Annotated in this window: 11 protein-coding genes; 5 read left to right on the top strand and 6 right to left on the bottom strand. The window is 64.1% G+C overall.

Annotated elements, in window-relative coordinates; genetic code table 11:
• Positions 1-31 precede the first annotated feature (31 nt).
• The 5 genes from mdtD to ACIPZG_RS16710 all read left to right on the top strand — a co-directional run bounded on the left by mdtD (position 32) and on the right by ACIPZG_RS16710 (position 7,033).
• Positions 32-1,459 carry a multidrug transporter subunit MdtD gene (gene mdtD / locus ACIPZG_RS16730; protein ID WP_400640285.1) on the top strand — a complete coding sequence of 476 codons (1,428 nt, stop codon included), beginning with the start codon at positions 32-34 and terminating at the stop codon, positions 1,457-1,459.
• Positions 1,460-1,571: 112 nt separating this feature from the next.
• A complete protein-coding gene (gene dbpA / locus ACIPZG_RS16725; RefSeq protein WP_400715726.1) occupies positions 1,572-2,909 on the top strand; it encodes an ATP-dependent RNA helicase DbpA in 1,338 nt (445 codons plus the stop codon).
• Between the two features lie 136 nt (positions 2,910-3,045).
• A complete protein-coding gene (locus ACIPZG_RS16720; protein ID WP_400715492.1) occupies positions 3,046-4,227 on the top strand; it encodes an NAD(P)/FAD-dependent oxidoreductase in 1,182 nt (393 codons plus the stop codon).
• 77 nt (positions 4,228-4,304) lie between these two features.
• Complete coding sequence (yccS, locus tag ACIPZG_RS16715; RefSeq protein WP_400640283.1) at positions 4,305-6,488, top strand: YccS family putative transporter; 2,184 nt, start codon at positions 4,305-4,307, stop codon at positions 6,486-6,488.
• A 92-nt stretch (positions 6,489-6,580) separates the two neighbouring features.
• Positions 6,581-7,033, top strand: coding sequence for a GNAT family N-acetyltransferase (locus tag ACIPZG_RS16710; RefSeq protein WP_400715490.1), 453 nt, complete (start codon positions 6,581-6,583; stop codon positions 7,031-7,033).
• Between the two features lie 16 nt (positions 7,034-7,049).
• Here the strand turns inward: ACIPZG_RS16710 and ACIPZG_RS16705 are convergent, their stop codons facing one another.
• From ACIPZG_RS16705 to ACIPZG_RS16680, 6 genes are all read right to left on the bottom strand, one after another.
• Complete coding sequence (locus ACIPZG_RS16705) at positions 7,050-7,346, bottom strand: helix-turn-helix domain-containing protein (protein WP_400640281.1); 297 nt, start codon at positions 7,344-7,346, stop codon at positions 7,050-7,052.
• A gap of 12 nt (positions 7,347-7,358) precedes the next feature.
• Positions 7,359-7,859: a M48 family metallopeptidase gene (locus ACIPZG_RS16700; RefSeq protein WP_400715488.1), complete on the bottom strand. Its 501-nt coding sequence runs from the start codon at positions 7,857-7,859 to the stop codon at positions 7,359-7,361.
• A 39-nt stretch (positions 7,860-7,898) separates the two neighbouring features.
• Positions 7,899-10,019: a putative bifunctional diguanylate cyclase/phosphodiesterase gene (locus ACIPZG_RS16695; protein ID WP_400715486.1), complete on the bottom strand. Its 2,121-nt coding sequence runs from the start codon at positions 10,017-10,019 to the stop codon at positions 7,899-7,901.
• A 195-nt stretch (positions 10,020-10,214) separates the two neighbouring features.
• Positions 10,215-11,279, bottom strand: a complete 1,065-nt coding sequence (gene fba / locus ACIPZG_RS16690; RefSeq protein ID WP_008093958.1) for a class II fructose-bisphosphate aldolase — start codon at positions 11,277-11,279, stop codon at positions 10,215-10,217.
• Positions 11,280-11,379: 100 nt separating this feature from the next.
• Positions 11,380-11,709, bottom strand: a complete 330-nt coding sequence (locus ACIPZG_RS16685) for an MliC family protein (RefSeq protein WP_400640278.1) — start codon at positions 11,707-11,709, stop codon at positions 11,380-11,382.
• Positions 11,710-11,787: 78 nt separating this feature from the next.
• Entirely contained in the window at positions 11,788-12,006 is a 219-nt protein-coding gene (locus ACIPZG_RS16680) for a hypothetical protein (protein ID WP_400715485.1), read from the bottom strand.
• Between the last annotated feature and the right edge of the window lie 5 nt (positions 12,007-12,011).

Genomic DNA, 12,011 nt, shown 5'->3' with positions numbered 1-12,011 from the left:
GATGAGGCCCGGACAGACGGAAGAGGAAGCCATGCCAGAACGCACCCCGCTGGACCCCACCACCGCCCGCTGGATCCCCTGGGTCGTGGCGATCGCATTCTTCATGCAGTCCCTGGACGGCACCATCCTCAACACCGCCCTGCCGGCCATGGCCCGCTCCCTGGAAGAAGACCCGCTGCGCATGCAGGGCGTGATCATCGCCTACATGCTCACCGTGGCCCTGTTGATTCCCGCCTCGGGCTGGATCGCCGACCGCTTCGGCACCAAGCGCATCTTCTTCAGCGCCATCCTGTTGTTCAGCTTCGGCTCGCTGCTGTGCGCCATGGCCAACAGCCTCGGCTTCCTGATCTTCGCCCGCGTGGTACAAGGCCTGGGCGGCGCACTGATGCTGCCGGTCGGGCGGCTGGTGGTGCTGCGCGCCTATCCGCGTACCGAGCTGGTGCGGATCATGAGCTTCATCACCATTCCCGGCCTGCTCGGCCCGCTGCTCGGCCCGACCCTGGGCGGCTGGCTGGTGGAGATCCTCAGCTGGCACTGGATCTTCCTGCTCAACCTGCCAGTGGGCGCCGTGGGTTGCTATGCGGTGTGGAAGTTCATTCCCGACCTGCGCGGCGCCGAACGCACCACCTTCGACGGCCCGGGCTTCATCCTGTTCGGCGCAGCCATGGTGCTGATCACCATCGCCATGGAAGGCCTGGGTGAACTGCACCTGCCGCACTTGCGCGTGATGCTCTTGCTGTTCGCCGGCATGGCCTGCCTGGCCGCCTACTGGCTACGCGCCGGGCGCGACCCGGAGCCGCTGTTCTCGCCCAGCCTGTTCCGCGTGCGCACCTTCGCCATCGGTATTCTCGGCAACCTGTTCGCGCGCCTGGGCAGTGGCGCCCTGCCCTTCCTGGTGCCGTTGCTGCTGCAGGTGGCCCTGGGCTACTCACCGGCTCAGGCCGGCATGAGCATGATCCCGCTGGCGGCGGCGGCGATGCTCGCAAAGTCCGTCGCCAGGCCGCTGATCGAACGCCTTGGCTACCGCATCGTGCTCACCGGCAACACCCTGTTGCTGGGCCTGCTGCTGGCCAGCCTCGGGCTGGTCGACGAACAGACGCCGTATGTCCTGCTGCTGGTCCAGCTGGGCCTGCTCGGTGCGGTCAACTCGATGCAGTTCACGGCCATGAACACGGTGACCCTGATCGACCTCGACGATGCCGCCGCCAGCAGCGGCAACAGCTTGCTGTCGGTGGTCGCGCAACTGTCGCTGAGCCTGGGTGTAGCCTGCGCCGGTGCGTTGCTCGGCGGCTTCACCGCGGCAGGCAGTGCTGAAGGCGTGGAAACAACACTGGAAGCCTTCCAACTGACCTTCGTGACCATCGGCATCATGGCCATGCTGGCCGCCGCGATCTTCCTGCAACTGGCGCCGACGGACGGAAGGCGTGCCCGTCGTCCGGAACAGCACGTGGAATCGTAGGGCGAATGGCCACGGGGCTGGTAGACTGTGCGGCATTTTTCGCTTCGCACCGCAGGCCCGCCTCGTGACCACCGATTCCACCGCCTTTGCTACCTTGCCGCTGTCCGCCGCCATGCTGGCCAACCTGGACGCCCTCGGCTATGCCTCGATGACGCCGATCCAAGCCCAGAGCCTGCCGGTCATCCTCAGAGGCCAGGACCTGATCGCCCAGGCCAAGACTGGCAGCGGCAAGACCGCCGCCTTCGGCATCGGCCTGCTCAACCCGATCAACCCGCGCTACTTCGGTTGCCAGGCGCTGGTGCTGTGCCCGACCCGCGAGCTCGCCGACCAGGTGGCCAAGGAGCTGCGCCGCCTGGCCCGCGCCGAGGACAACATCAAGATCCTGACCCTCTGCGGTGGCGTGTCGCTGGGCCCGCAGATCGCCTCGCTGGAACACGGTGCGCACATCATCGTCGGCACCCCGGGCCGCATCCAGCAACACCTGGACAAGGGCACCCTGGTGCTCGACGGGCTCAACACCCTGGTGCTGGACGAAGCGGACCGCATGCTCGACATGGGCTTCTTCGACGCCATCGCCAGCATCATCGGCAAGACCCCGTCGCGCCGCCAGACCCTGCTGTTCTCGGCCACCTACCCGGCCGGTATCGAGCAGCTGGCCGCCGACTTCATGCGCAAGCCGCAGCAGGTCAAGGTCGAAAGCCTGCACACTGACAACCAGATCGAGCAGCGCTTCATCGAGATCGACCCACAGCAGCGCCTGGAAGCTGTCACCCGCGTGCTCGGCCACTACCGCCCGCAGTCCTGTGTGGCGTTCTGCTTCACCAAGCAGCAGTGCGAGGATGTGGTTGCCCACCTGACTGCCAAAGGCATCGTCGCCCAGTCCCTGCATGGCGACCTGGAGCAACGTGACCGCGACCAGGTGCTGACCATGTTCGCCAACCGCAGCAGCTCGGTGCTGGTGGCCACTGACGTGGCCGCCCGTGGCCTGGACATCGATGGCCTGGACATGGTCATCAACGTCGAACTGGCGCGTGATGCGGAAATCCACGTGCATCGTGTCGGCCGTACCGGTCGTGCGGGCGAGAAAGGCATCGCTGTCAGCCTGGTGGCACCGGCCGAAGGCCATCGCGCCCAGGCCATCGAAGCGCTGCAGAAGAGCCCGCTGCGCTGGGATCAGCTGGACGGCCTGAAGAACAAGGGTGGCGAGCCGCTGCTGCCGGTGATGACCACCCTGTGCATTGCCGCTGGGCGCAAGGACAAGCTGCGTCCGGGTGACATTCTGGGTGCGCTGACCGGTGATGCCGGTATTCCTGGCAAGCAGGTGGGCAAGATCGCCATCTTCGACTTCCAGGCCTTTGTGGCCGTGGAGCGGGCGCTGGCCAAGCAGGCCATGCAGCGGCTCAACAGCGGCAAGATCAAGGGCCGCGCCCTGAAGGTCCGCATCGTCTGATCTATTTTGGGGCTGCTTTGCAGCCCTTTCGCGACGCAAGGCCGCTCCTACAGGGGGTATGCGATCCTCTGTAGGAGCGGCCTTGCGTCGCGAAAGGGCCGCAAAGCGGCCCCGGCAATTCTCAAGAGGTAACACCGTGCACACCACCGACGTGATCATCCTCGGCGCCGGCGCCGCCGGCCTGATGTGCGCCCAGCTCAGCGCCCGCCGTGGCCGCCGGGTGCTGCTGCTCGACCACGCCAACAAGCCAGGCAAGAAGATCCTCATGTCTGGCGGCGGTCGCTGCAACTTCACCAACATGTACACCGAGCCGGCCAACTTCCTGTCGCAGAACGCACACTTCTGCAAATCGGCCCTGGCCCGCTACACCCAGTGGGACTTCATCGAACTGGTGGCCAAGCACGGCGTGCCTTACCACGAGAAGAAACTCGGCCAGCTGTTCTGCGACAACAAGGCCAGTGACATCCTCAACATGCTGTTGGCCGAATGCGACGACGCCGGTGCCGACCTGCGCATGGAAACCAGCATCCAGCACATCGAGAAGACCGAAAACGGCTACCTGCTGCAGACCAGCGCCGGCCAGTTCGCCTGCCAGTCGCTGGTGATTGCCACCGGCGGCCTGTCGATTCCGACCCTGGGCGCGACCGGTTTCGGCTACCAGGTGGCGCGCCAGTTCGGCCATACCCTGCTGCCGACCCGCGCCGGCCTGGTGCCGTTCACCATCACCGAGCCCCAACTCAAGGCACTGTGCACCGAGCTGTCGGGCACTTCGCTCGATTGCACGGCCAGCTGCAACGGCACCAGCTTCCGCGAAAACCTGCTGTTCACCCACCGGGGGCTGAGCGGCCCGGCGATCCTGCAGATCTCGTCGTTCTGGGAGGCTGGCGACACTGTCGAGATCAACCTGCTGCCCGACCGTGACGCGCTGACCTGGCTGCAACAGCAACAGACCGAGCGCGCCAATGCCGAGCTCAAGACCGTGTTGGGCGAGGTCTTCACCCGCAAGCTGGCCAACCTGTTGGCCGAGCAGTGGTTCGAGTCCAAGCCGATGAAGCAGTACACCCCGGCGGAACTGGCGCAGATCGCCGACAAGCTGGCGGCCTGGCAGGTGGTGCCGGCCGGCACCGAGGGCTATCGCACCGCCGAAGTGACACTGGGCGGCGTCGATACCCGCGAAGTGTCCTCCAAGACCATGGAATCGCTGAAGACCCCTGGGCTGTACTTCATCGGCGAAGTGCTGGACGTCACCGGCCACCTGGGCGGCTTCAATTTCCAGTGGGCCTGGGCATCGGCCAACGCCGCGGCGCAGTTCGTGTAGAGTAGAATCCATTCAGCACGGAACGCTTCTTGCTGGTCCGTGCGGGTGCATTCATTCGATCACTGCCCAAGGCCATCATGTCATCGAGCTCGTTCCGTCAGTCACTGCGTCGCCTGTGGGGCCAAGACAAGTTCAGCTACAGCATCCGGGTCACGATTGCCCTCACCGGCAGTCTGGCCTTGTGCTGGTACCAGAACGAGATGGGCCTGTTGATTCCGCTGTTCCTGGGCATCATCGCCAGCGCCCTGGCCGAGACCGACGACAGCTGGCAGGGCCGCCTCAGCGCCCTGGCCGTGACGCTGGTGTGCTTTGCCATTGCCGCGCTGGCCGTCGAGCTGCTGTTCCCCTACCCCTGGGTCTTCGCCATTGCGCTGGCCCTGGCGGCTTTCGGCCTGACCATGCTCGGCGCCTTGGGCGAACGTTATGGGGCGATCGCCTCGGCAACGCTGATCACGGCGGTGTACACCATGATCGGTGTCGACCAGCGCGGCGGCCAGGTGACCGACTTCTGGCACGAACCGATGCTGCTGGTGGCTGGCGCGGCGTGGTATGGCCTGTTGTCGGTGCTTTGGCAGGCGCTGTTCTCCAACCAGCCGGTGCAACAGAGCCTGGCCAAGCTGTTCTTCGAACTGGGCCGCTACCTCAAACTCAAGGCCAACCTCTTCGAACCCATCCGCAACCATGACCTGGAAGCCCGGCGCCTGGAGCTGGCCCAGCAGAACGGAAAGGTGGTCGCCGCACTGAACGCGGCCAAGGAAATCATCCTGCACCGGGTCGGCAACAGCCAGCCCAACTCCAAGGTCAGCCGTTACCTGAAACTGTATTTCCTGGCCCAGGACATCCATGAGCGCGTCAGTGCCTCGCACTACCCCTACAACGCCCTGGCGGAAGCGTTCTTCCACAGCGACGTGATGTTCCGCTGCCAGCGCCTGCTGCGCCATCAAGGCTCGGCCTGCCAGGACCTGGCGCGTTCGATCCGCCTGCGCCAGCCGTTCGTGCTGGACAGCCGGTTCGCCGACACCCTGGAAGACCTCAACGCCTCTCTGGAACACCTGCGCAACCAGAACAACCCCGCCTGGCGCGGCCTGCTGCGCTCGCTGCGCGCACTGGCTGCCAACCTGGCCACGCTCGACCGCCTGCTGGGCGCCGCCAGCAACCCGGACAGCCTGGCCGATGCCAGCGACAGCAGCCTGCTCGACCGCTCGCCGCACAACCTCAAGGACGTGTGGAGCCGCCTGCGCACCCAACTGACACCGACGTCTCTGCTGTTCCGCCACGCCTTGCGCCTGCCGCTGGCACTGTCGATCGGCTATGGCATGGTGCATCTGATTCACCCGACCCAAGGCTACTGGATCATCCTCACCACGCTGTTCGTCTGCCAGCCCAACTATGGCGCCACCCGGCGCAAGCTGGTGCAGCGGGTGTTCGGCACGGCGATCGGCCTGACCGTCGGCTGGGCACTGTTCGACCTGTTCCCCAATCCGCTCATCCAGTCGTTGTTCGCCGTGGTCGCGGGGGTGGTGTTCTTCGTCAACCGCACAACCCGTTACACCCTGGCCACGGCGGCGATCACGCTGATGGTGCTGTTCTGCTTCAACCAGATCGGCGATGGCTATGGCCTGTTCCTGCCGCGGCTGTTCGATACCCTGGTGGGGAGCCTGATCGCCATTCTTGCGGTGTTCCTGTTCCTCCCCGACTGGCAGGGCCGACGCCTGAACAAGGCACTGGCCAACACCCTGACCTGCGCCAGCGTGTACCTGCGCCAGATCATGCAGCAGTACGCCCACGGCAAGCGCGACGACCTCGCCTACCGCCTGGCCCGGCGCAACGCCCACAACGCGGACGCCGCGCTGTCCACCACGCTGGCCAACATGCTCATGGAGCCGGGGCATTTCCGTAAGGAGGCCGATGTGGGCTTTCGCTTCCTGGTGCTGTCGCATACGTTGCTCAGCTACCTCTCCGGGCTGGGCGCGCACCGTGACAGTGCCTTGCCGGCCGAGGTTCAGGAACACTTGATCGAGGGGGCCGGGCAGAGCCTGGCCAACAGCCTGGACGAGATCGCCAATGGCCTGGCGGCACGGTTGCCGGTGGCGATACACAGCGATGCCGAGGAAGCCTTGGCCAATGCGCTTGAGCAGATGCCGGATGAAGTGGATGAGCATCAACGCCTGGTGCAGACGCAGCTGGCCTTGATCTGCCGGCAGCTGGGGCCGCTGAGAACGTTGGCGGCACACCTGATCAAAGAGGGATCGGCGGCCTGAGTGGGTTGTGCCTGTACTGGCCCTATCGCCGCCACTCGTCACCTACCGGCAGATTTGCGATGATCGACGATCTTTTTCAGGAGTTTCCCGCCATGTCCATCGACTGGATCTGCAAGCATCACTCTGATCTGACCAAGGATCAGCTCTACGCCATCCTGCAATTGCGCACCGAAGTGTTCGTGGTCGAGCAGCGCTGCGCCTACCAGGACGTCGATGGCCAAGACCTGGCGGGCGACACCCTGCACCTGATGGGCTGGCAGGAAGACAAGCTGATGGCCTACCTGCGTGTGCTCGATCCGCAATCACAGGGTGGCGATGTGGTCATTGGCCGTGTGGTGACTGCACCGCAGGCGCGCGGGCTGAAACTGGGTCACCCGCTACTGCTCAAGGGCCTGGAAGCGGCTGCGCACTGCTGGCCGGGGATGCCGGTGTACCTGTCGGCGCAGGCGCACCTGCAAGGTTTCTATGGCCAGCACGGCTTCGAAGTGGTGGGCGAGCAATACCTGGAAGACGACATCCCCCACATCGGCATGCGCAAGGTCTGAGCATACGCCCCGCGGCTCACGGGTAACCAAGCACCTCTCGCATCTGCCGCAGGTGCTGGATGATCCACTGCTTGTCGATCGCCCCCCAGTCATGAATGCGGTAATGCCCGGCATGATTGCGCGCGCCTTCCTGCTGCTCGAACTCGCAGACGATATCCAGGTCGGCCAGCGCGGCGATGGTGTCCTGCGCCGTGCGCCGCGGCATGCCGGTGGCCTCCATCAAGGCCGGTACGCTGGTGGCGGTCTGGCTGTCGATGAGCCAGGCCACGTACAGGCGACGATAGAAGCTGCTCTTGGTCTTGCTCACTTCCATGCTGCGTGGTCCTTACAGGTTGCCTGGCAGTTCCCGGTAGGTCAGGTAGACGCGCAGGTCGAATTCCAGTTGGTGGTAGTCCGGTTCCATGTGCTGGCACAGCTGGTAGAACGCCTTGCTGTGGTCGCGCTCGCGCAGGTGCGCCAACTCATGCACCACGATCATGCGCAGAAACGCCGGCGCCGCTTCCTTGAACAGCGAGGCGATGCGGATTTCCTTCTTGGCCTTGAGATTGCCGCCCTGCACCCTCGACACCGCCGTATTGAGGCCCAATGCGCGGTGGGTGAGGTCCAGGCGGTTGTCGAACAGCACCTTGTCCAGGCTTGGCGCGGTACGCAGGTACTGCTGGCGCAGTTCCTGGGCATAGGTGTACAGCGCCTTGTCGCTTTGCACGTCATGGCGTCCCGGGTAACGACGTAGCAAGTAGTCGCCCAGGCGGTCGCTGTCGATCATTTGCTGCACCTGCTGCTGCAGGTGCGGCGGGTAGGCTTGCAAGTAGCGTAATACGGTCATGGCACGGCTTTCGGCGTAACGAATGGCGATTCTAGCCAATCAATGCCGTGGCCAGGAAAAAATTGACGGGAAGCCGCTGGCATCGGCCGCCGCCATCGGGTGGGCGACCAGGAAACCTTGCACGTAGGCACAGCCATTGGCTTTGAGCCAGGCCGCCTGGGCCGGCGTTTCCACACCCTCGGCGATGACCGTGATGCGGTAATCCGCACACAGGCCGATGACGCTGCGCACCAGCGCCGCGTCCTGGGTCGAACCCGGCAGGCGTGCCACCAGGTGCCTGTCGAGTTTCAAGGTATCTATCGGCAGATCACGCACCATGCGCAGCGAGCAGTCGCCAGAACCAAAGTCGTCCAGTGCAACCCGCACACCCAGTTCGCGTACGCGCTGTATCTGCTTGATCGCCGTGTCGAGGTTGGACATCAGCGAGGTCTCGGCGATTTCCACCTCCAACTGCGCCGGGTTCAGCCGGTATTCCTGGATCACCCGCTGCAGCTCATCGACCAGGCTGGGCATCGCGAACTGCGCCCGGCTCAGGCTGATACCCAGTACCAGGTCCGGGCCGAAGCGCTCGTCCCAGGCCAGGCGTTGGGCCGCGCCCTGGCGATAGATCCAGCTGGCCAGACGGTTGATCAGCCGGGCTTCTTCCAGCAATGGAATGAACAGGCCCGGCGGCACGTCGCCGACGCTGGGATGCTGCCAGCGGAGCAAGGCCTCGAAGCCGCGCAAATGGCCATCGGTGAAACTGACCTGGGGCTGGTACACCAGGCTGAAGTCGTGCGCCTCGACAGCGGCGCGAACACTGTTTTCAAGCATCAGCCGCGAACGCGCCCGGCCATTGAGCTCCTGGTCGTAGAAGCGGTACTGCTGGCGCCCTGCCTGTTTGGCCGCATACATGGCAGCATCGGCCGACCGCAGCAGGCCTTCGACAGTGGCCCCGCAGTCCGGATAGGTGGCGATACCGATGCTCACCCCCAGGCTCACGTCCAAGCCCTCCAACTGCTGCTGGATGGAGACGCGTTCCAGCAGCTGTTCGGCATACCGCCCGGCCTGCTCGGGATAAGGCAGGCTATCGAACAGCGCGGTGAACTCATCACCCCCCATGCGCGCCAACAGCGCCTCGCTGCCCAGGCAGTCCTTGAACTGCTCAGCGACCCAACGCAGTACCCGATCGCCGGCCTCGTGCCCCAATGAATCGTTGATCCGCTTGAAGCCATCCAGGTCCATGTACATCAAGGCCCGGGCCTTGTCGGGGCGGTCATTGCGCAGCAGCACGCCTTCGGCAGCCTGGTAGAAGCCACGGCGGTTCAACAGCCCGGTGAGGGGATCGGTGACTGCCTGGTGTTCGAGCTGCTGGTGCAGGTTGCGCACCACCGACATGTCGAGCACCGTCACCACCATCGCCTGCTGATCGGCTGGCAGCGGTGCACAGGACAGCGCCACCGGCACCAGGTGTCCGCCCACCGTGCGCAAATGGGCATCGTGAACGCGGAAAATGCGCCGTGCCAGGTAGGCTTGATGGAAGTCGCAGTCGTGCCACAGGGTGGCGTTGGCCAATTGCACCAGGTCCAGCAGGTGCGCGCCCTGAAGCTGCTCCACCGGCGCCTGCAGCAAATGCGAAATCGCCGGGTTGGCGAAGCTGATGGTGCCCGAGGCATCGACCACCAGAATGCCCTCGGCGGCATTCTCCAGGATCGATGCATTGAATGCCCGGGCGGCCTCCAGTTCGCGGGTCAGGCGCTGCAGCATGCGGCGGTTGCGCTGCTGGTCCAGCTGCGCCTGTACCTTGGGCTTGAGAATCTGCGGGTCGAACGGTTTGAACAGGTAATCCACCGCGCCACTGGCATAGCCCTTGAGCACGGCGGCATCGGACTGTTCGTTGGCGGTAAGGAAAATGATCGGGGTGAGCCGGGTACGCTGGCTGCCACGCATCAGCCGGGCGACTTCGAAGCCGTCCATTTCCGGCATCTGCACGTCCAGCAGCACCAGGTCGACATCGTGCTCGAGCAAGGCACTCAGGGCTTCGGTCCCTGAGCTTGCCGTCAGCACCAGCCAATCCTTGCGGGCCAGGAGCGCTCGCATACTGATGAGATTTTCCGGGTAATCGTCTACCACCAGAAGTACGGAGTTGCTCTCCAGTGGTTGAGGGTAAGCGCCATCCATGCTGCTTCTCTTGTCTGACCGACGTCAACGAACGATTGGATCCGATTAATACTCTAGACATGAGGTTACAACAAACAATGCAATCAGAACGCTATCAGTGAATAAATCCAAGGGTAGTCGACTAACGGTCACTTGCCGTTCATTCAGGCAGAAAAAAACCCGCATTTCTGCGGGTTTTTCGTCAGCACAAAAGGATCAGTTGACCTTGGCGGCCAGCTCACCCTTCAGATAACGCTGGAACATGCCTTCCAGGGAGATCGGTTTGATCTTGGAGGCATTACCGGCGGTGCCGAAGGCTTCGTAACGGGCGATGCACACGTCACGCATGGCTTTGACGGTTTCACCGAAGAACTTGCGCGGGTCGAACTCGCTCGGGTTCTGTGCCATCAGGCGACGCATGGCACCGGTAGAAGCCAGGCGCAGGTCGGTGTCGATGTTGACCTTGCGCACGCCGTGCTTGATGCCTTCGACGATCTCTTCGACCGGCACGCCGTAGGTCTCTTTGATGTCGCCGCCGTACTGGTTGATGATCGCCAGCCACTCTTGCGGTACCGAGGAAGAACCGTGCATCACCAGGTGGGTGTTAGGGATGCGCTTGTGGATTTCCTTAATGCGATCGATCGCCAGCACGTCACCGGTAGGCGGCTTTGTGAACTTGTAGGCACCGTGGCTGGTGCCGATGGCGATGGCCAGGGCGTCGACCTGGGTCTTCTTGACGAAGTCGGCGGCCTCTTCCGGGTCAGTCAGCATCTGGCTGTGGTCCAGCACGCCTTCGGCGCCGATACCGTCTTCTTCACCGGCCATGCCGGTTTCCAGCGAACCCAGGCAGCCCAGCTCGCCTTCTACCGAAACACCGCAAGCGTGCGCCATGGCAACGGTCTGCTGGGTGACACGGACGTTGTACTCGTAGTCGGTCGGCGTCTTGCCGTCTTCGCCCAGCGAGCCGTCCATCATGACCGAGCTGAAGCCCAGCTGGATCGAGCGCTGGCAGACGTCAGGGCTGGTGCCGTGGTCCTGGTGCATGCACACCGGGATGTGCGGGAATTCTTCGATCGCTGCCAGGATCAGGTGGCGCAGGAACGGAGCACCGGCGTATTTGCGAGCGCCGGCCGAAGCCTGGACGATAACTGGAGAGTCGGTCTTGTCGGCCGCTTCCATGATGGCGCGCATCTGCTCGAGGTTGTTGACGTTGAAAGCCGGAACGCCGTAACCGAACTCGGCGGCGTGGTCCAGCATCTGGCGCATGCTAATGAGTGCCATTGTGTATCTCTCTCCCGACAAGCGTCGTTTGTTTCGTGCAAGCCTGCCGCAGGGGCGGTTGCTGTTCAAGTAGTGTGGGCCGCCTATGCGGCCCGGCCAGTCACGGTGCCTTGCAGCCCCGCCCTATCAGATCGTTGGTTGCCACCCAGTACACCAGGCCTTCTTCGCCCTTGGTGTGGAAGGCCAGCACGCCATCGCTGTACATCGCACCCGACGCACTCGGCTCGGACTTGAGCCGGTAGACCTGGTCCCCGCCACCGAGGCGGACGTCGACCGAATCCTGTTGCGCATCGGCGAAGCGCCAAAGCACTTCGGTCTGGGTGTCGCAGACCCAGCGGGTCCAGTTGTCTGCCGGGGCGGGTTGCGCCGGCTGCAGCAGCGAGCATCCTGCCAGTGTCGCCAGGGCCGTCACGGCCAAGAGCGCTTTCATCAAATTACTCCGCTAGGGGCCGCTGTGCGCCCCCCTGTTCAAGACCACAAAACAGCCTTCAGGTTGCCTGCCACCCGATCAAGGGCAGCCCGGCGCCATGCGCTGGTGGTCTTCGTCATACTTTTCCAGGCCTTCCGGGCCCACGCGCTTGCTGATCACCGGCACGGTCTCGGCCTGCCACTCGGACTGGTAGCAACCGCCCTTGGGCGCTTGCGCCGGGTCGCCGTCCGGGGACGGGCTGCTGGAGCAGGCGCCCAGCAAACCTGCCACGATCATCACAGGCAATCGCTTGACCATCAGGT

This window comes from Pseudomonas sp. NPDC089395 (assembly GCF_044749525.1).
In the GTDB taxonomy this organism is placed as follows: Bacteria; Pseudomonadota; Gammaproteobacteria; order Pseudomonadales; family Pseudomonadaceae; genus Aquipseudomonas.
This window is presented reverse-complemented; position numbering and strand designations above follow the sequence as displayed.